19 protein-coding genes are annotated in these 21,067 nt (G+C 44.9%); 8 read left to right on the forward strand and 11 right to left on the reverse strand.

Features of this window, described 5'->3' with window-relative positions:
- Positions 1–14: 14 nt before the first annotated feature.
- Entirely contained in the window at positions 15–1,286 is a 1,272-nt protein-coding gene (locus F1644_RS07610; protein ID WP_118305819.1) for a replication-associated recombination protein A, read from the reverse strand.
- A gap of 129 nt (positions 1,287–1,415) precedes the next feature.
- A complete protein-coding gene (locus tag F1644_RS07615) occupies positions 1,416–1,724 on the reverse strand; it encodes a DUF3276 family protein (protein WP_027201254.1) in 309 nt (102 codons plus the stop codon).
- Positions 1,725–2,018: 294 nt separating this feature from the next.
- On the opposite strand from F1644_RS07615, the gene F1644_RS07620 reads away from it, so the two are divergent.
- The gene (locus F1644_RS07620; RefSeq protein ID WP_087421936.1) at positions 2,019–2,234 is read left to right on the forward strand and encodes a hypothetical protein; all 216 of its coding nucleotides are present in this window, start codon (positions 2,019–2,021) and stop codon (positions 2,232–2,234) included.
- Between the two features lie 57 nt (positions 2,235–2,291).
- Here F1644_RS07620 and F1644_RS07625 read toward each other — a convergent pair whose 3' ends face one another.
- The 3 genes from F1644_RS07625 to F1644_RS07635 all read right to left on the reverse strand — a co-directional run bounded on the left by F1644_RS07625 (position 2,292) and on the right by F1644_RS07635 (position 6,088).
- Complete coding sequence (locus F1644_RS07625; protein WP_118305701.1) at positions 2,292–3,998, reverse strand: acyl-CoA dehydrogenase family protein; 1,707 nt, start codon at positions 3,996–3,998, stop codon at positions 2,292–2,294.
- A gap of 98 nt (positions 3,999–4,096) precedes the next feature.
- Positions 4,097–5,116 (reverse strand): electron transfer flavoprotein subunit alpha/FixB family protein, encoded by a 1,020-nt coding sequence (locus F1644_RS07630; protein ID WP_118305700.1) that lies wholly within the window; start codon positions 5,114–5,116, stop codon positions 4,097–4,099.
- 99 nt (positions 5,117–5,215) lie between these two features.
- The gene (locus F1644_RS07635; protein WP_118305699.1) at positions 5,216–6,088 is read right to left on the reverse strand and encodes an electron transfer flavoprotein subunit beta/FixA family protein; all 873 of its coding nucleotides are present in this window, start codon (positions 6,086–6,088) and stop codon (positions 5,216–5,218) included.
- A 342-nt stretch (positions 6,089–6,430) separates the two neighbouring features.
- Here F1644_RS07635 and lpdA point away from each other — a divergent pair, with 342 nt between their 5' ends.
- Together lpdA and F1644_RS07645 are read left to right on the forward strand one after the other, a co-directional pair.
- Complete coding sequence (gene lpdA, locus F1644_RS07640; protein WP_168044602.1) at positions 6,431–7,822, forward strand: dihydrolipoyl dehydrogenase; 1,392 nt, start codon at positions 6,431–6,433, stop codon at positions 7,820–7,822.
- Positions 7,823–7,892: 70 nt separating this feature from the next.
- Positions 7,893–9,275 (forward strand): C1 family peptidase, encoded by a 1,383-nt coding sequence (locus F1644_RS07645; RefSeq protein WP_118305697.1) that lies wholly within the window; start codon positions 7,893–7,895, stop codon positions 9,273–9,275.
- A gap of 66 nt (positions 9,276–9,341) precedes the next feature.
- On the opposite strand, the gene F1644_RS07650 is transcribed toward F1644_RS07645, so the two are convergent.
- The 5 genes from F1644_RS07650 to F1644_RS07670 form a co-directional block, all read right to left on the reverse strand.
- A complete protein-coding gene (locus F1644_RS07650) occupies positions 9,342–10,556 on the reverse strand; it encodes a sodium ion-translocating decarboxylase subunit beta (RefSeq protein WP_168044603.1) in 1,215 nt (404 codons plus the stop codon).
- Positions 10,557–10,604: 48 nt separating this feature from the next.
- Positions 10,605–10,901, reverse strand: a complete 297-nt coding sequence (locus F1644_RS07655; RefSeq protein ID WP_087421943.1) for a hypothetical protein — start codon at positions 10,899–10,901, stop codon at positions 10,605–10,607.
- Positions 10,902–11,005: 104 nt separating this feature from the next.
- On the reverse strand, positions 11,006–11,434 hold the full coding sequence (locus tag F1644_RS07660) for a hypothetical protein (RefSeq protein WP_168044604.1): 429 nt from the start codon (positions 11,432–11,434) through the stop codon (positions 11,006–11,008).
- A 68-nt stretch (positions 11,435–11,502) separates the two neighbouring features.
- The gene (locus F1644_RS07665; protein ID WP_087421945.1) at positions 11,503–12,309 is read right to left on the reverse strand and encodes a KilA-N domain-containing protein; all 807 of its coding nucleotides are present in this window, start codon (positions 12,307–12,309) and stop codon (positions 11,503–11,505) included.
- A gap of 47 nt (positions 12,310–12,356) precedes the next feature.
- The gene (locus F1644_RS07670) at positions 12,357–13,040 is read right to left on the reverse strand and encodes a hypothetical protein (protein ID WP_168044605.1); all 684 of its coding nucleotides are present in this window, start codon (positions 13,038–13,040) and stop codon (positions 12,357–12,359) included.
- A 268-nt stretch (positions 13,041–13,308) separates the two neighbouring features.
- Here F1644_RS07670 and F1644_RS07675 point away from each other — a divergent pair, with 268 nt between their 5' ends.
- Entirely contained in the window at positions 13,309–13,962 is a 654-nt protein-coding gene (locus F1644_RS07675) for a hypothetical protein (RefSeq protein WP_229782495.1), read from the forward strand.
- A gap of 3 nt (positions 13,963–13,965) precedes the next feature.
- On the opposite strand, the gene F1644_RS07680 is transcribed toward F1644_RS07675, so the two are convergent.
- Entirely contained in the window at positions 13,966–16,146 is a 2,181-nt protein-coding gene (locus F1644_RS07680) for a glutamine synthetase III family protein (protein WP_168044606.1), read from the reverse strand.
- Between the two features lie 285 nt (positions 16,147–16,431).
- On the opposite strand from F1644_RS07680, the gene F1644_RS07685 reads away from it, so the two are divergent.
- Genes F1644_RS07685 through F1644_RS07700 form a run of 4 tightly spaced genes read left to right on the forward strand, consistent with a single transcriptional unit; the run spans position 16,432 to position 21,064 of the window.
- Positions 16,432–18,723 (forward strand): sensor histidine kinase, encoded by a 2,292-nt coding sequence (locus tag F1644_RS07685; protein ID WP_168044607.1) that lies wholly within the window; start codon positions 16,432–16,434, stop codon positions 18,721–18,723.
- Between the two features lie 38 nt (positions 18,724–18,761).
- Entirely contained in the window at positions 18,762–19,631 is an 870-nt protein-coding gene (locus tag F1644_RS07690) for a pyridoxamine kinase (RefSeq protein WP_118305691.1), read from the forward strand.
- 36 nt (positions 19,632–19,667) lie between these two features.
- On the forward strand, positions 19,668–20,492 hold the full coding sequence (locus F1644_RS07695) for an HAD family hydrolase (protein ID WP_118305690.1): 825 nt from the start codon (positions 19,668–19,670) through the stop codon (positions 20,490–20,492).
- Between the two features lie 2 nt (positions 20,493–20,494).
- Entirely contained in the window at positions 20,495–21,064 is a 570-nt protein-coding gene (locus tag F1644_RS07700) for an AAA family ATPase (RefSeq protein ID WP_118305689.1), read from the forward strand.
- Positions 21,065–21,067 lie beyond the last annotated feature (3 nt).

Genomic DNA, 21,067 nt, shown 5'->3' on the forward strand with positions numbered 1-21,067 from the left:
TTAGATTCTTCCCATTATCTATATTTTCTCCACCAAGCCTTCAAACGCTCCAGAATCTTCACTTCCTGTGCATTCTGTTGGGGTTGATAGAACTTCTTGTCTTTCAATTCTTCCGGCAAATATGGTTGTTCCACGAAATTTCCCGGATAATCATGCGGGTACTTGTAATCCTGCCCGTAATTCAAATCTTTCATCAACTTCGTCGGGGCATTACGTAAATGTAACGGTACCGGAGAATTTCCGGTCTGTTTCACGGTTGCAATGGCCGCATCAATAGCCAGGTAAGCGGAATTACTCTTCGGAGAAGTCGCCAAGTAAATCACACATTCCGACAAAGGAATCCGAGCTTCCGGCATACCGATTTTATGCACGACCTCAAAACAAGTATTCGCGATCAAAATTGCATTCGGGTTAGCCAATCCTATATCCTCCGCCGCGGAAATAATCAAACGACGAGCTATAAACTTCGGATCCTCTCCCCCTTGCAACATACGAGCCATCCAATAAACCGCCGCATTCGGGTCGCCTCCCCGGATGGATTTGATCATGGCAGAAACTATATCATAATGCTGTTCTCCGTCCTTATCATACATCAACGGGTTCTCATGTAACTCCCGATGCACAGCCTCATTGTCAATAACAATATCCCCCTCTCCCAATCCGTTTACCACCAGCTCCAAGATATTCAACAATTTTCGGGCATCACCGCCACTATAAGAGATCATGGCCTCTTTCTCCTTCACCGTGATATTACGCTTGCTCAAGTAATAATCCTTAGCAACGGCACGGTCTATCAGGTCTTCGAGATCCTTTTTCTCTTGAGACTTTAGCACGTACACCTGACAACGGGATAAAAGCGGGGAAATCACCTCGAAGGAAGGATTTTCAGTCGTGGCCCCGATAAGCGTCACGGTACCTTTCTCCACGGCTGCCAGCAAAGAATCTTGCTGGGCCTTCGAGAATCGATGAATTTCATCGATAAACAGGATGGGATTCGGTGTATTAAAGAAACGTTGTCCCTCGGCTTTCTGAATCACTTCGCGCACATCCTTTACCCCGGAACTCACGGCACTCAACACGTAAAACGGACGTTTCAACTGTTCCGCGATAATCATCGCCAACGTCGTTTTCCCCACTCCCGGAGGCCCCCATAAAATAAAGGAAGACACAACTCCCGAATCAATCATCTTTCGTAGCACCTTGCCCGGTCCCACCAGATGTTGCTGCCCGATATAGTCTTCTAAAGACTTCGGTCTCATTCGCTCTGCCAACGGCTTATTCTCCATGTTTCTCTTCTTTCTGTCCACACAAAGATACTCAAAAATTCAGTGGAGAAAAAACATAAAAGGGAGTTCATATAAAAAGCGGGATTCACTTATCGTGCATCCCGCTTCAATATTTTATTACAGTACTATTTACAGGTCAGTATTCTTTTCCGGAAGTTCGCCATTGATTGCAGCTTTTACCACGCCAATAGCCTCTTCTAAGCCCTCGACAAACTTGTCAAAGTCTTCTTTATACAAGAACACTTTATGTTTCTCGTAGCTTGGATTACCGTTATTATCAAATTTTTTCTTGCTCTCGGTGATCGTCAAATAGTAATCATTATTACGGGTCGCCTTCACATCAAAAAAATAAGTTCTTTTCCCTGCTTTCACTGCATTGGAATAGATTTCATCTCTATCATTCGTATCCATTCCGTCGTTTTGTTCGTATCCTTCCATTGTTTCTCAATTTTATTTGACTTTGCACCTCAAATGTAGAAAAAACAAAGTAATAAATAGCCTTTTTTAATCTTTTTTTTTAACGATTCTCGTTTTTACACGGAAAAAACATCGTAAAACACCATATAAAAACGAATTTACGGCCTTTTCTTTCTAATTTCGAATCAAAATCCCTTTTATTATTAAAATTACAATTCATTGGTTATCTTTAAAATATCACTATCGAGAATCCCGCTCGTTTCTTTGGGAAAGCGAAGTAATATTGGTATTTTTGTATATATAAAATAAACAATTATGATAGGAACCTACTTTATCATCATAGCCGTGTTAATCGGTCTGGCTTTTATAGGACTGGGAATCTCTACTTTTTTCGGTAAGAAAAAGAAATTCCCGGATACTCACATCGGGAAAAACAAAGCCATGAGGGAACGGGGCATCAGTTGTGCAGCTACGACTGATCGCAAGGAAAGAGCAAGTTATAAACCAATTGAAATAAAAAGAGGAGAATAAATAAAAAAGGGAGGCTTTGAAACCTCCCTTTTTCATGATCATACTTTTCGTAGATTATTATTTTTTATACATTCCCAAGTCCTTCAATTCGAAGTCATTGATAAATGCAGCATATCCGGCAACCTTTGCTTGACCGTATTTCACAAAGATCTCGGCAGATTTAGCAAAACGATCACAACGTTGAGAATCAATCAACAGTAAATACCCCAAAATGATATATCCTGCCATCTCAACCAAACGACGTGCATGGAAATCCACGTATTCAGTTTCTCCAACAGCCGTTACTTTCGTCACGGCAGCCTCGAATGCCCCGGTCATACCTTTCAATATCTCACGAACATATTCCTGTTCCGGACGGATAGAAGCTTGCTCGTATTCCTCACGGATTTGTTTCAAGAATTGTCCCGTGGTCACACCGCGAATGGCTGCTACGACCTGCAACTGAGAAGTTCCCTCATAGATATTCGTGATACGTGCATCACGAACCAAACGCTCAATCGGGTAATCCTTCATGAACCCGGAACCTCCGTGTATCTGCAAAGCGTCGTAAGCAATCTCGTTCGCATACTCGCTGGAGAACAATTTTAATAGCGGGGTGAAGATGTCAGCCAACTTCTGGTATTTCTTCATCTCCTCACGCTCTTCTTTGTTCAAGGTCCGCTCGTTAGCGATGTGCGTGTAAGCCTTGTACATATCTACAAAACGGCTCGTCTCGTAAAGCACAGAACGTGCAGCCTGTAATTTAGCCTCCATGTTGGTCAACATCTCGTATACAGCCGGGAATTCGATAATCGCTTTACCGAACTGGCGTCTTTCCTGAGCGTATTTCAAACCTTCACGGTAAGCAGCCTCGGCAATACCCACAGATTGAGCCCCGACACCCAAACGGGCACCATTCATCAAAGACATCACGTACTTGATCAATCCAAGTTTACGCTCTCCAACCAATTCAGCCGGAGCATCCTTAAACACCAACTCGCAAGTCGGGGAACCTTTGATACCCAATTTATTCTCGATACGACGAACGGTCATTCCGCCGTTAGCCTTGTCATAAATAAACATGGACAAACCACGTCCGTCGTGCGTACCCTCTTCAGAACGGGCAAGTACCAATGAAATATGAGCGTCACCATTCGTGATGAAACGTTTCACACCATTCAGATACCATTTGCCATCTTTCTCGCAATAGGTCGCTTTTAACTGTACAGACTGCAAATCCGATCCTGCATCCGGTTCGGTCAAGTCCATGGCGTAAGTATCGCCCTTTGCCGCACGGGGTAAATACTGACGTTTTTGTTCCTCGTTAGCGAACTCGTGAATCGTTTCAGCACAATCCTGTAATCCCCAGATATTAGCGAAACCGCCATCACCACGGGACACCAACTCTGCTGCCATCACGTAAGGTACCATCGGGAAGTTCAACCCGTCATACTCACGCGGTAATGACATACCGTACAATCCGGCCTGAGCCAGCATATCATGATTCTGTTGAGTCCCGGGAGCGTATTTTACCCGACCGTCAATTACTTCCGGTCCCTCGTGATCCACGCCCTCGGCATTTTCAGCCAACACGTTACCACAAATATCTCCCACGATCTCCAACACTCTGTCATAATTATCCATTGCATCCTCGAAATCACGCGGTGCGATCTCGCATTTCCCTGCATCCTCGAAATTGCGCTCTTTCAAAGCAACAATCTTCTGCATCAAGGGATGTCCCAAGTGGAACTTTAAATCCTCGTTATCTGTATAGAAATTTGCCATACCTTATTCCATTTTAAATTTTAAATTTTAGATTTTAGATTGTATTTTCCGACAGCTCCATTTCAATTTAAAATTTACAATCTAAAATTTACAATTGTCTACTTGCTGTTCTTCTTATAATACTGGATCATCTTGGGGATAACCACGTTCAAGTCACCCGTGATCACGTAATCGGCAAATTTATTAATCGGAGCATTTGCATCCGTGTTAATAGCAATTACCATAGAAGACTCTTCCATCCCGGCAGTATGCTGGATCTGTCCGGAGATACCGCAAGCAATATATAATTTAGGACGAACCGTTGTTCCTGTCTGTCCGATCTGACGTTCGTGTTCGCAGAATCCGGCATCCACAGCAGCACGAGAAGCACCTACTTCCCCGCCTAAAACAGCGGCCAACTCGTATAATAAGTTAAAGTTCTCTTTAGAACCTACACCATATCCACCGGAAACAATGATCGGAGCAGCCTTGATATTCACTTTGGATTTTTCCATGTGACGCTCGATCACCTTTACCACCAAGTCGGTATCATCCAAATACTCGTCCACGTTCAATTTCTTCACTTCTCCCTGATGTTGAAGATTGAAGATTTCTTTCTTCATCACACCTTCGCGAACCGTAGCCATCTGCGGACGACATTCCGGGTTCACGATCGTGGCCACGATATTTCCTCCGAATGCCGGACGAATCTGGTATAACAAATTCTCGTATTTCTTTCCGCTCTTGGCATCGGTATACTCACCGATTTCAAGGCTCGTACAGTCAGCCGTCAAACCACTATGTAATGCAGAGGACACGCGAGGACCTAAATCACGTCCCACGCTGGTTGCTCCCATCAAAGCCACCTGTGGTTTCTCAGCGTCAAACAAACGTACCAACATCTTCGTGTGAGGTAACGTCGTGTAAGGAGCCAGACGAGCATCGTCACCTACCCAAAGTACATCCACTCCATAAGGAAATACTTGTTTTTCAACATCTTTCAGTCCTTCGCCCAGAACAATAGCTTCCAGCTTTACTCCAAGTTTTGTTGCAAGGGCACGTCCTTTGGTCAATAATTCGAGACTCACGTCAGCAACCGTACCCTCTTCTATTTCGCAATATACAAATACACTGTTCATATCATTTAAAATTTTAGATTTTAGATTTTAGATTCTGTAAATTCCAATTGCCACGTTTCAGAAGTTTTCAATTTAAAATTTACAATTTAAAATCTAAAATTACCCGATTGTATGGTTAGTTATCAACTCTTTCATCATGGCATCCAATTCAGCATCCGTACCGGAAAGTACTTTAGCCTCTTTAGCCTGGAACACCACACTCTCGATATTCTTTACCTTGGTTGGTGATCCGCTCAAACCGAGATCTGTCGGATTACTCTGAATATCATTCACGCTCCATTCGGTCAATTTCAAATACGGGCGTTCGTTCACCAGTGCAAAATAATCCTCGTTAGCATCCTGAGCCTCCTGAGTACCTTTCGCATTCTTGTATTTCATCACGAAACGAGCGTTTCTCGGACGACAAGATGCGGCAGAACCGTTCACGGTCACCACACAAGGCATCGGGCAAGTCACCACTTCAATACCTCTTTCCAAACGGCGTTTGATCGTCACGATTTTCCCATCACACCCTTGAATTTCTTCAGCATAGGTAACCTGCGGTAAAGCCAATTTCTCAGCCACCTGCGGCCCCACTTGAGCGGTATCCCCGTCAATAGCCTGACGACCGCAAATAATCAGATCATATTCCAAATTGCGTAACGCGCAAGATAAAGCGTAAGAAGTTGCTAACGTATCCGAACCGGCAAAAGCGCGATCAGACAATAAATAACCTCCATCCGCACCCCGGTACATAGCCTCACGGATGATCTCGGCAGCACGGCCGGGTCCCATCGTCAGTACATGAACGGTTGTCCCTTCAATTGTATCTTTTAATCTTAAAGCTTGCTCTAAAGCATTTAAATCCTCAGGATTGAAGATGGCAGGTAAAGCTGCCCTGTTTACAGTTCCGTCTGCTTTCATCGCATCTTTCCCCACGTTTCTCGTATCGGGAACCTGCTTAGCAAGAACAACAATTTTTAGTCCTTTCATATTAATATCCAATTTTATGTTCCAAGTGACATGAAATATTCCTTTGATTTACAACCAGAGACATGAATCCACGCTACGGAATACTCCATATACCAAATATTTTCAACACTAATAAAATTTTAAGCGTGTAAAGATACTATTTCAACTTATAAAACCAAAATTTTAACATCAACTCTTGTCAAAATGACCATATAAACCTCTGAAATAAAATATATAACACACAGACATTTGTACTACAAGCGACTTTTGAAGTGAATTTGTTTTCTATTCTAAACAATTCCCCTAATTTTGTGTCCCGATGATTCAACACTAAAATTATTCACATTATTAAAAATATAAGAAATGAAATACGACTTAATCGTAATTGGTAGTGGTCCCGGAGGATACGTGGCTGCCATTCGTGCGTCTCAATTAGGAATGACCGTGGCCGTCGTAGAACGTGCCGAACTGGGTGGAATTTGCTTGAACTGGGGATGTATTCCCACGAAATCCCTGCTTAAATCCGCACAAGTGTTGGAATACGCCCATCACGCTGCTGATTACGGGGTAAAAATCGAGAATGCCGCACCCGATTTCGATGCCATCATCGCCCGCAGCCGGGGTGTTGCCGACAAGATGAGCAAAGGAATCCAATACTTGTTCAAGAAGAATAACATCACCGTGATCGAAGGTCATGGAAAACTGACCGCAGACAAAACCGTAGAGGTAACAAATGCTGCCGGAGAAAAGACCATTTTCGAGGCTCAACATATCGTTTTAGCCACGGGCGCCCGTTCCCGTCAGTTACCGAATATCCCTCAGGATGGAAAACGGATTATCGGTTACCGTCAGGCCTTAACTCTTGACCACAAGCCGGAATCCATGATCGTGGTAGGCTCCGGGGCAATCGGTTCCGAATTGGCATACTTCTACAATGCAATGGGAACCAAAGTATTATTGGTTGAATTCATGCCAACTATCCTGCCGCTTGAAGACGAAGAAGTATCCAAACAAGTAGGTCGTTCTTTCAAGAAAGCCGGAATCGACGTGATGGTGAAATCTTCCGTGGAAAGCGTGGAAAGCGGAGAAGGTTTGTTGAAAGTGAACATCAAAAATAAGAAAGGCGAAATCGAAGTACACGAGGCTGAGATCGTGTTGTCCGCCGTGGGTATCGCCCCGAACGTGGAAAATATCGGTCTGGAAGAATTGAATATTGAAATGGAAAGAGGTCGTGTAAAAGTAGACGACTACTACCGCACGAACGTGGAAGGCGTTTACGCTATCGGTGACATCGTTCACGGCCCGGCATTGGCTCACGTGGCATCTGCCGAGGCTATCTGCTGCGTGGAACACATCGCGGGAGTACACACGGCCCCCATCGACTATACTAACATCCCCGGATGTACCTACACGACTCCAGAAGTTGCATCCGTTGGTCTGAACGAGGCAAAAGCCTTAGAAGCCGGTTATGAAATCAAGATCGGTAAATTCCCGTTCACCGCATCAGGCAAAGCGAGCGCGGCCGGAGCAAACGAAGGATTCATCAAATTGATCTTCAACGCTGCCGACAATACCCTGCTGGGCGCTCACATGGTGGGTATGAACGTGACCGAAATGATCGCCGAGATGGTACTTGCCCGCAAGGTAAAAGCTACCGCTCATGACATCATCAAAACGGTTCACCCGCACCCGACAATGAGCGAGGCCGTGATGGAGGCTGCTGCTGCCGCTTACGACGAAGTAATCCATATTTAGTTGCAGCGCAACGTTACAGGTTACAAGTTGACAGGTTACAGGTTTAATAAAATTCAATAATAAATAAACTATGAAGAAAATACAAGTTACATTAGTTACTTTATTACTGACCGGGGCGTCGCTGTGCGCCCAGACGATCGGTGAAAAAGAACTGAATGACATCAAGGGGAGTTTCCAGAAAGACGCTTCCACGAAAGCCATTCAGAACGTGTTGACCAATGACAAGAATATCCGGGATAACGCCCTTAATCGGGAGATTCAAGGAAAAATAGACCACTATTTCAAATACCGGGTAAAAGTACAGGGTATCACGGATCAGCAAAGTTCCGGACGCTGCTGGATGTTTACCTCCATGAACGTGTTACGTCCGAGCATCATCGAGAAATATAACCTCACGGGATTCGATTTCTCTCACAACTACCTTTACTTCTGGGATATGTTCGAGAAATCTAATCTTTTCCTGGAAAACATGATTGCCACGGCCAACAAGCCGATGGACGACCGGGACGTGACCTTCATGTTCCAAGCTCCCGTGGGTGACGGCGGTGTATGGAACCTCTATTACAACCTGGGAGAAAAATACGGTGTTGTACCCAAGGAAGTCATGCCGGAAACCGCTCACTCGAACAACACGAGTGCCATGGGATCATTGATCAACGAGCGTCTCCGCAAGGGTGGCTACACCATCCGGGAAATGGCCGCTCAAGGTAAAAAGATCAAAGAACTACGTGCTGAGAAAGTCTCTATTCTGAAAGACATTTACCGCATCTTGGCTCTTTGCCTAGGCGAACCGCCAACCACATTCACTTGGAGATACAAGGATAGAAACGGGGAAATCAAGGAGCTGGCAAATTACACTCCCCAACAATTCTACAAGGAGATCACACCAACCGATTACAGCCCGAAAAATTACATCATGATCATGAACGACCCAACCCGGGAATATTATAAAGTATATGATATTCAGAACTACCGGAACACCGTCGAGGGGATCAACTGGGTATATCTGAACCTGCCGAACGAAGACATCAAAGCAGCAGCCATCGCCTCTATCAAAGGCAACGAGGCCATGTATACCTCCAGCGACGTGGGCAAATATTTCAACCGTGAAACCGGAATTCTTGATCCGGAAATGTACGACTACAACTCGTTGATGGGTGTAGACTTTTCCATGGACAAGAAAACCCGTATCCTGACCCGCCAAAGCGGTTCTGCTCACGCCATGTCATTGGTTGCAGTGGATGTTGATGCGAACGGCAAACCCACGAAATGGGAATTCGAGAACAGCTGGGGTCCGCAAGCCGGACACAACGGTTACCTCACCTTCACCGACAAATGGTTTGACGAATACATCTTCCGGGTAGTTATTCACAAAAAATATTTGGGAGAAAAGGCATTGAAAGCATTAGATCAGAAACCGATCTTGCTGCCGATGTGGGACTATATGTTCTAAAAGAAATTCAAACAAAAAGCATAACGCCCGGAGATTCCTCCGGGCGTTACTTTTCAAAAACACTTACTATAAATACGGAATAAAAGAAACATATACTCCGGTGATAATAGCGGAAGTAATTACTCCCGAAATATTAGCACCCAGAGCATCTCCTAATATGAAGGATTCAGGATTTTCTTTACTGACTATTTTCTGAGCCACCTTTGCCGTGGTCGGCACGCAACTGACGGCTGCAATACCAATAACAGGATTATAATTTCCTTTCTTGATAAAGTACATCACATAACCACCGATAATACCACCGATACCGGAGAGTAGTAATGCCAGCACACTTAAAATCAACAATTTGATAATATTTGGATCAAGTAACAAATGCGCATCGCACAAAACACCTAGTAACATTCCCAACATGAACGTTGACCCGTACAGCAACGGCCCACTCACAAAGTCATAAACATGCTTCATCCCGGACTCACGAACGGCAACCCCGATAAACAACGAGAAGAAAAGAGGGGAAGCCACGGGGAACATAAAACACAACACGGCACAAAGAATGACGGCAAAAGCCAGTTTTACCTTGGCCCCGTATTGCTTTGGCTCCTTCCGATTGGTCATTTTAATCGCACGCAGACGTTTCGGGATCAACAACTTAACCAGATACGGATACCCTCCATACGTTAATCCCAAATACAGGTAAGCTACCACCGTAATCGGTACAAACAGATGTTTGGCAAGCACCAAAGAAGTGAACAAGACCATCGGCCCGTCAGCTCCACCTACCATGGCAACGGAGGCACTCTCTTTCAACGTTAATCCCATGGCCGACGCAATCGGTACGGTCAGAAATGTCCCAAGTTCCGCACATAAGGCCAAAAAAATACTAACAAAAGGCCTTTGGAGCAAATACCCGACATCCAACAGCGTCCCGATCCCCATAAACACGAAACAGGCAATCAACCCATTACTAAATGTCAAGGTATATATCGGTTGCAGGAAGTCAATCTGCATCACATTCATCAACTCATCGGTATCCGTGAGCATCGGGTCCAAAAAAAGATTCCCTAATGAACCGTCAGGCATGATCAACGTTCCGCAATTAATCGCGATCATACCCAACCCCATCGGAATCATAATCATGGGTTCAAGGATACCCTTCCATCCCAAATAAATCAACAAAAAACCAATCATGACCAGCACCACCCGAGCAATGGCAAGAAACCATCCACTAGCGACCATCGTTCCAATACCTTGGAATAAATTAAGAACATCTATATTTTCCATCGCAATATAAATCTGATAAGATTATAGAAAGAATACGACCTGCCAAAATTAAACAGCGGCTCTTTTATCCGATTTCACGCCGTGAACAGTCTCTTGCAAGCGATGAGCCATATGTTGATTCTTCTCGGCAACCAAGTTCTCCCTTCCGGATTGAACCGTAACAGCCACCGTCTGACGCTGCAATTTCTTGATCCTTTTTATCTCTGCAAGTTCCTCCCTATGTAATTGACAAAAATCAAGGAGATCAGCCCAAGAAGCAATTATTTTTATAATCAAGGCAACAAAAAAACCGATAAAGAAAGTAATGATCAACATTATAAATGTGAATAAAAATAAATTAGACATAGCGATATAAGTTTAAATATGAACAACGTAAATAAAATGAATACACACCTCATCACAGCTACCCCACCGGATACCTGCACGTACACTCATAAATAAACCAGACGCTAAATAATTATTTTCCTCAATGTGTAGACAAAATACCTACACGATGATTTCACGAAACAATAATGATAATATAAATTTTTCGTATCCCAATTGGTCAACGGAACATCATAGAAAGACAACATTAAGATCGTAGATGCAAACTTCAAGCTTCGGGAAGGATTCGTCCCTCTCGGACCGGAGGAAGAAGACAGCGATGTATCATCTCTCCTTAAATTAACGGCATCCAGCCCCTCAAACGAAAAACGCCATTCATTGGCAAGCGTTTGTCTGGAATGCGAAGACAGCTCGCAAGTATGCTCCGCATCATCGGCATATTGCTCTGTAACAGTCAGCACGCTTGAGGATAACTGTCCCTTTTTGTCTGAAATTTCATTCAAACAAAAAATAGCCACAAAGCCAATTAATATGCCTATAATGAATTTTTTCATTGCGGGCACAAACTTACAATTATTCTATGTGAATTGTCAATTTTTCAGACACATTTTTTTGAGCAATTTTATTTCATCAGCTTCCGTCCGTCCATGTCCGCCAACACTCGCATTTGCTGGATGGCAATCCGGTTCAATTTCAACAAACGCTCTTGTTGAGCCATACCTTCCTGAATAAAAACGGCATTCAAATTTTCCATGTTCGAAAGGCAGATCAACTCATTGATCGTGGCATAATCCCGAATATTACCTTTCAAATCCGAATGCGCCTCCCGCCATTCGAAAGCCGTCATCCCGAACATGGCCACGTTCAGTACGTCAGCCTCATTAGCATACACTTGAGAAACCCGTGCCGGAGAAAGCTCTTCCGGGATCAGATTTTGCTTAATCGCATCCGTGTGGATATGGTAGTTGATTTTTGAAAGCTCCCGTTTGGCCGACCAACCGAGTTGAGCTTGCTCCTGTTCTTTCAGACGCTGGAATTCCTTGATTATATATAATTCAAACTCAACAGAAACCCAGCTGGCAAACTTAAACGCAATATCTTTATGCGCAAATGTTCCGCCATAACGTCCGGAACGAGAAATAATACCCATGGCATTTGTCGTCTCTATCCATTTTTTAGGCGAAAGAGTAAAAGCATTTAAACCTGCCTCTTTTTTAAACCCCTCGAATTCGAGGGGTTTAAAATTAGGATTATATAGAATTTCCCACAATCCTAAATATTCAATCGTCATCCTGTTACGCATCCAGTTAGCAATCACGATATCTGGCTCGGAGGTCTTATATTTAGCAATGTCCGTGATAGAAATATAGTCAAAATCATCCACTTTAATCACCGAAACACTCGTATTTTTTACTGTTATTTTCGCCATGATCCTTAATTTCTAATTTATATTTACAAAAATACATTATAATCTTTTCATTTCCCTTTATTCCACAAACACACCGAATCAGAAGTGTCCTTCCCATCCGCCGCTCGGGCAAAAACATAAACAACCAGCCCCTCCGTTTCTGCCTCTTCCGGAAAACTCACGCTCTCGGTCCAATCCTCCCCACGCGTTCCTAATCGCATCACTTTACAGGAATATGTCGCTTCGTGAAGAAGTACGCCATAAATCTCGTCATCCAAGAAACAATCTATAGCCTCCACAACCATTCCTTGATGCGAAAAATGCACCTTCCGGTTCTCGGCCTCCACCTTGCAAACAACTACCGGGCTGACAAGCGCACCCGCCGCCACACGAAGTTTCGAGTAATCAATAATACCCCGGTATTCCTGGGTAGCTTTCTTATAGCGGACCATCGGTTTCATGGGATTAACCTTTTCAACCGTCACTGCCGTTGTCACATTCGCACTCGTGAACCCATTAAAGCCTTTCGGGTATTGATTTCCCGGAAATCCCAATCGAATCGCCCGAGCCATCCATCCCTTTCTACTCACCACAACAGCAAACGCCGCAGCCTGTTGCTTTTGCGACTCCGTGCTAGGTTTACGAGAAATACTCGCACCTTTACAATAATTCTTACCGTTAGCCCGCACATAGGCAACCACGTTTCCGAATTTTCCCCGCACCTGACCAATAGAGTTTACAAATTCCGCCATAATCCTTTTATTTAATTAAGACCCGCAATATACGACAATTAATTCTAAAATAAAGCTAAATAGTAGAAAAGTTGAAATAAAAATTTATCTTCATTTTTTGAAGAATACCAGATCAATACCTTCATGAACCTTATAGATACCTTATAGAAACCTTATATGAACCTTATATATAATAAGGTTCATAAAGTATAAGTATTGTTTATTCAAAATATTATTACTACTATTGCACCGGTATTCATCAATTATTCATTTTTAAATCAGTATTGACATGGACATAACCTCTCCTCTATTTTTAGCCATACTTGCAAACGGCCCGGTTAAAGTCGACGGGTATACTTATTTCTTGTACGGAGGGAAAGTCCGGAAATGCAAATCCACCCGGGGACCCAGAAAATCCAGAACAGAGGGAGAGAAGCAAACCACGGACCGATTCACGGAAGCCCGCAAAATGTGGAAAATTTACAAACGGGCTATCGGAGACTTACTAATATGGCGAATCGCGGCCCGGGAGAGAGGGGTTTCCAAGAGCGACTCTTTATTCCATTCAACCAACGGAGGGTGCCTACTCCCAGGCAAAGGAGTATGGGCATTCAAAACTTTCCGTTTTTCTTTGGGAACACTAGAAGCCCCCGTCATCACCGGCACGGAACGCAACGGGTGGACGGTCACTTTGAACTGGGAAAACGGCATCGATTGCCCGAAAGCAAGCGCCTCGGACCAAGTGTTCGTGGGCTATTTCTACGACACGCTACGACGTTCTCCCTGTCTACTTCGTGACATACCCGCTCGCAGGGGCGACGAAAACGTAACCATAGAAATCCCCTCCGGGGATCAACCGGAAGGGACACCACTACATCTTTATTTATTTTTTGGAGATAGCGAACTCGCCCGATTTTCACCAAGCGAGTACACCCAAGTATAAAATCTACCGGGAGAACAACAGTTCCCGGTATTTCGGCAACGGCCAGATCTCGTCGTCCACGAGTAATTCCAGCTTATCCACGTGATAACGGATCTTCTCCAGATAGGGGCGAACCTTTTCCGTGTATTCCTCGGCCCGTGCCACTTCATCGGCAATCGCGTTAGCTTGTTTGCGAGCTTCCGTCATATCAGACACCATCGTCTGGATCTCCCGGATATGATAGGAAATCGTGCGGATGGCCTCAATTTGCACGTCAGCCACAGACTCGTAGTCCGGCAGGATATTCTTCAGCGCCGTCACGTTCGTCAACAGAGTATTCTGGTAAGTGATCGCGGTCGGGATAATGTGATTCAAGACGAGATCTCCCAATACACGAGATTCTATCTGCAATTTCTTCAAATAAATTTCATTCTTGATCTCGAAACGCGCTTCCAGCTCCCGTTCACTCAATATCCCGTTGTCCACGAACAACCGCTTGGCCTTCTCCGAACAATAAGCCTTTAAAGCCGGGATACAATCCATCTCCGTGGACAATCCCCGACGGGCGGCCTCTTCCCTCCATTCCTTGCTGTAACCATTCCCCTCAAAACGTACGGGTTTGGACTCGATGATGTATTTACGCAATATCTGGAAAATTGCCTCGTCTTTCTTAACGCCTTTCTCGATTAAAGCATCCGTTTCCCTTTTAAAAGCAATCAACTGCTCGGCAACAGCGGCATTCAACGCGATCATCGGCCCCCCGCAATTGGCTGACGACCCCACCGCGCGAAATTCAAAACGATTCCCGGTGAACGCAAAAGGTGACGTACGGTTACGGTCCGTGTTATCCAGCATAATTTCCGGAATTTTACCCACGTTCAATTTCAACTCGGTCTTCTCGTCCGGACTCATCTTCCGGTCGCTCACCTTCTCCACCAACTCATCAAGCACACCCGACAAGTAATTCCCCAAGAACACGGACATAATTACCGGTGGCGCCTCGTCCCCTCCTAGCCGGGCCTCGTTTCCTTGCGACACGATCGATGCTTTCAGCAAATCACCATGTTCATACACGGCCTTGATCGTCGATACCAGAAAGATCAAGAACTGCATGTTCGATTTCGGGTTCTTGCCCGGAGACAATAGGTTCACTCCCGTGTTCGTCAACAACGACCAGTTATTGTGTTTACCCGAACCGTTCACCCCCTTGTAGGGTTTCTCGTGCAACAGCACCCGGAAATTATGACGACGAGCCACCTTTTTCATGGTGGACATCAACAACTGATTATGATCGACAGCCAGATTCGCCTCTTCAAAAATAGGGGCACATTCGAATTGATTCGGGGCCACCTCGTTATGGCGGGTCTTGATCGGGATTCCCAGGCAATGACACTCGTATTCCAGTTCTTCCATGAAGGCCGTAACCCGTGCCGGGATGGAACCGAAATATTGATCCTCCAGCTGTTGATCCTTTGCGGAAGAATGGCCCATGAGCGTGCGACCACATAATTTCAGATCAGGGCGGGCATTATACAAAGCCTCATCCACCAGAAAATATTCCTGCTCCCATCCCAGCGTGGCAATCACTCGCTGCACGTCTTTATCGAAATACTGGCAAATATCTACCGCTGCCCGGTCGATCATGGCCAACGACTTCAACATCGGTGTTTTAAAATCAAGAGCCTCACCCGTGTAGGCCACGAATATCGTGGGAATACATAACGTGCGATTATTTATAAAAGCCGGGGACGCCGGGTCCCAGGCCGTGTAACCGCGAGCCTCGAACGTGTTACGAATTCCCCCATTCGGGAAACTGGATGCATCGGGTTCTTGCTGGACAAGTAGTCGCCCGTCAAATGATTCGATCACGTCACCATCCGGCAACAAATCAATAAAAGAATCATGCTTCTCTGCCGTGGCACCATTCAAAGGATGAAACCAGTGCGTGTAGTGAGTAACTCCCCGCTCAACAGCCCAAGCCTTCATCGCGGCAGCCACTTGATCAGCCAATCCTCGATCGATCGCCAATCCTTCAGACATTGCCTTTTCCAGTTTTTTATAGGCTTCGATGGAAAGATAGTGACGCATTTTATCCATTGAAAACACGTTTTCTCCAAACACGACAGAACACCTGGGACGTTCCCCGCACTCCACGGGTTTACGACGGGCAATCTCTTGTAAAGCTAAGAATCTAAATTTTGCCATAAATTTGTATTTTAAGAAGTGAACCCTATATTTTCAGGGGTCAAATATATAAAATATTATTTATTTTCAATACACACCCCTATATTTTTGACACGAACTCTCTAAAAAATCAAATTTTACGAGACACACCCTCATAAAATACACCCACGATTATTTATATTCACTTTATAATACCCGCCCCCATAAAAATAAACAATTATATACATGACTAAATAAATAAAAAAAACGTACATTTGAAGAACATCCCCCCAACAGGGAGTAAAGGCGTACAAAATAGTATTATATATGTCAGAATATTCTTCAACTTTCGGAACAAAACCGTCGGTGGAAATGCAGGAGGCTATACTGGCCGCAACCCCGAACATGATGATTATCTTTGATGAGTCATATCATCTAGTCAGCTTACTCAATCCCATCCTCGAGCATATCCCTTATCCCCCGGAAGAGATGATCGGTAAAACTTTGGAAGAACTCATTGAAGAACCGGAAAGCAAAAACTATTTTCAGGAACAACTCCAAAAGACACGGGAGGAAAAGGCTCCCCGATATTTTGACATCTATCTCCCGGTAAAAAATATCAAGTACTTTTTTGATGTTCACACTGCCCTACTCCCGAACAATCAAGTGATCGCTTTCATGCGAGACATCACCGATTACACGTTGAGAAAAACAGAGACCGAAAAATTACAGCTCTTTTTGAACCGGGTACTCGAAAGTATAGAGTTCCCCATTTCAATCAAAGACATGAACACGGAACGTTATATATTCTGGAGCGAGCGATCGGCCATATTCGGGCGTACAGCCGAAGAAATGATCGGGAACTCGGAAGAGCTGATCACAAGTGAAGAAAGAGCCCGACAAATGCAAGAATTCGACCGGAAACTGGCCGCGGGGAAAACATCTTATCAAGGAGCCGAGAAATTCATTCTCTCCGACAACTTGGAACACACGCTGTTAATCACCAAACATCTCTTCACGGAAGATAACGTGAAGTGGCTCGTGTGTACAGCATTGGATATAAGTAATATGCAAAAACAACAGGAAGAAATCAAATCCCTTACCCAAAAATTGATTCTCGCCCTGAATATCACGAAACACGCCCTTTGGATGTATGATATCGAAGAACAAGTGTTCATAACCAACTCCCTGCAATTAAAAGGCATTTACAGGGACACCCTCGAATGGGACCTGAAAATACCGATGGCTAAATTCTACAACGCCATTCACCCGGACGATCGGGAACGTGTAACGAAAGAGTTTAACAACCTTATCCGGGGAAAAGTATACCGGATAAGATTCACCTTCCGGGCGGATTTCAGACATTGCGGAAATTATAAATGGGTTGAAATTAACGCTTTGCAGGAAGAAGATGGGGCGCAAAAAAACACGAACCGTCTAATAGGGACATCCTGTTCTATTGATGATTACAAAAGGCTGGAAACTTCATTGAGGGATGCCAAAGAGGAACTGGAAATCACGAATTCCTCGCTTTCCTCCGTCCTCAGCCTGGCAAACGTCCTCCCATGGGATTGCGACGTTCCATCGTTAACCTTCTCTTGTGATTACGACATCTACCATCATGAAGACGCTCTCTTTGCCATTGACGGCAAATACTACTGTAAAGTCGAAAAGTATATCAACTCGATACATCCCGACTACCGGGAACATATGCGTGACGTGTTCAATGAACTCCTAACAGGTAAACGCAAAGAATTTCACGAGGAATACCTCGTACACTGGTACAATGACCGGGAATACGAGTGGGTCAACAAGCAAGGAACCGTTTACGAATACGATAGCACGGGAAAACCGAAAACCATCATCGGGTCAAGTATCGTGATCACGGAACGTAAACAAATGGAACAAAAGCTATTACATGCCAAAGAGCAGGCCGAGGAAAGCAACCGCTTGAAATCTGCATTTTTAGCAAACATGAGTCATGAAATCCGCACTCCACTCAACTCGATCGTGGGTTTCTCCGAGATTCTCGCCATGACGGAAGATGAAACAGAAAGGCAGGAATATATTAAAATCATAAAAAATAATAATAACCTGTTACTACAATTAATCAATGACATTCTCGACCTCTCTAAAATTGAGGCAGGGACGTTGGAGTTCGTGTACTCGAAAGTAGATATAAATAGCCTCATTGAAGAAATCGCCCAAGCGACCCTGCTTAAAATGATAAATCCCGATGTCACGTTCAGCGTGGAAGAACGTTTGCCACAGTGCATTATCAGAACAGAACGAAATCGCGTATTCCAAGTTATAAACAACTTCATCACGAATGCCATCAAGTTTACTCACCAAGGGAGCATAAAACTAGGTTACAGACTCTCGTCACCCGGCACGCTCTATTTTTACGTCTCGGACACGGGTTGCGGGATTGCACCCGATAAAAAAGAGGAAGTATTCGGCCGCTTTATCAAACTGAATAATTTTGCCCAGGGAACGGGACTGGGATTAGCCATCAGTGAAACAATTATCTCGAAACTAGGGGGAAAAATAGGCGTCGATTCAGAGGAAGGCAAAGGTTCCACTTTTTGGTTCACCTTGCCGTATGTTCCACTGAAATAAATTTTATTACCTTTGGGGAATAAAGAAAACGATTAATCATGAAGAAAATTGCCGCCATTCACGACCTGTCTGGCTACGGAAGAGCTTCATTGACCGTGGCCATCCCCATACTGACACACATGGGATTCCAGGTTTGCCCCCTTCCCACCGCCATACTATCCGCTCATAGCGAATACAAGGATTTCCGCTCGCTGGATCTGACCGATTACATGGAAAGTTTTATCTCTCACTGGAAAGAGTTACAACTCCAATTTGACGCCATTTACACGGGCTACCTGGCCTCCGTGAAACAGATGGGCATCGTCAGTGATTTCTTCGCACATTTCAAGAATGACCAAAATTTCATTCTCGTCGATCCCGTACTAGGAGACCACGGGGAATTATATTCCAGCATGACACCCGACATGGTGGAAGGAATGCGGAAACTTTGTTCCCAAGCCAAGGTGATCACCCCGAACTTGACGGAAGCAGCCTTTCTGCTCGGGCATAACCCACAACAAGAGATCTCCGTGGAAACCGCAATACAATGGTGCAAACAGTTGAGCGAACTCGGCCCGAAACACGTGATTATCACCTCCGCACCCGGAAGCAATGCTCAAAACGTGGCCACTCTCGCTTATAACCGCTTGGATCACCGGACTTGGAGAGTACTATGTGACTACATCCCGGCCTCATATCCTGGCACGGGCGACGCTTTCGCCAGCGTGATCACGGGATGTATGCTCAATGGAGACAGTCTCCCGGAAGCCCTCGACCGGGCCGTACACTTTATCAATATGGGAATTAAAGCCACCTTCGGCTACGCTCATAATCCCCTCGACGGCATGAATCAAGAAAAAGTACTCCACTACCTCAACGAACCATTACCTTATTACAAGTATGAACTCGTTGAGACAATTGAAAATTGAAAATGGAGAATTGAAAATAATATTTAAACTTATTACATGATTAAAGCTATCATTATTGATCTGGATGGAACCACACTTCCCCGCAACTGGCACCAGATAAGCGAGGGAAACCGAGTTGCACTGGAAGAGGCGGGCCAACAAGGCGTGGTTCGCATCCTAGCCACGGGACGTTCCGTGTTCTCTCTCAACAACACGCTACCCGAGGGCCTTCCGGTGGATTATATGGTATTTTCTTCCGGGGCCGGCATCATGCACTGGGATGACAAAGAGATTCTTCTCACCCGGGAATTATCGGCCGAAGAAACACTAGACATCGCTACCCACCTCTGGAAATACGATATAAATTTTACCATACAGCAAAGAATTCCCGACAACCATCATTTTTATTACCGGAATATCTCCTCTCTTCACGAAGATTTCCGACGCCGTATCGAAAATTATCCCGGCTTGGGAATCCCTATCTCTTCAATCGACGAGATACAGGGCGGGGCCACTCAATTTCTTGTTATCCTAGACGCACAACAACTTCAACTTCACGGTGATATTCAACAAAAATTATCAACCTACTCCGTGATCCGTTCCACGTCCCCCATCGACAACCAAGCCATCTGGACCGAAGTTTTCGCTCCCGATGTCAATAAAGGTACGTCTTGCCAGTTACTCCTTGATCAGCTAGGTATTCATTACGATGAATGTGCCGGACTCGGGAATGACTATAACGACCTTGATTTTCTCAAACGTTGCGGTCACCCGTTCATCGTGTCCAATGCCCCGAAACCACTACGGGATCAATTCGATAACATGCCCGCGGACGAAGATAACGGACTCGCCGTTTTCATCCGGCACGCTCTAAACTTGTAAACATGATTTATAAACCGAACTTCTTTGTCATCACCGGGGGACCCGGTGTTGGCAAAACGACCTTACTAGAGGCATTGGCCAAACAAGGTTTTCCGTATGTTCCCGAAGTAGCCCGGGAGATTATCCGGGAACAAGCCTCCCGAAACGGAGACGCCCTCCCTTGGGTAAATATACCCGCTTACACCCACCTCATGCTTTCCCGCTCCGTGGAATCCTTCGAACAGCACCAAAAACAGGAATCTGTTCTTTTCTTCGACCGGGGTATCCCCGACACCCTCGCTTACGTACACCTCACCCATCAATCCCCATCTCCCGAACTCCAACATGCCGTTCAAGATTTCCGCTACAATCCGCAGGTATTCATTCTTCCCCCTTGGCCCGAGATCTACGAAACCGATTCCGAACGCAAACAAACCTACCAAGAAGCCGTCGAAACCTACGATGTTATGCTCGTCACCTACCAACAACTTGATTACTCGCCCATAATCGTGCCTAAAGGGACACCAGAAGAGCGAGCAAATTTTGTCATTGATCGTTACAATCAAACGAAGGAGATCTCAGCTGTACGTTGAAAT

The organism is Butyricimonas paravirosa, from assembly GCF_032878955.1.
Classification (GTDB): Bacteria; Bacteroidota; Bacteroidia; order Bacteroidales; family Marinifilaceae; genus Butyricimonas; species Butyricimonas paravirosa.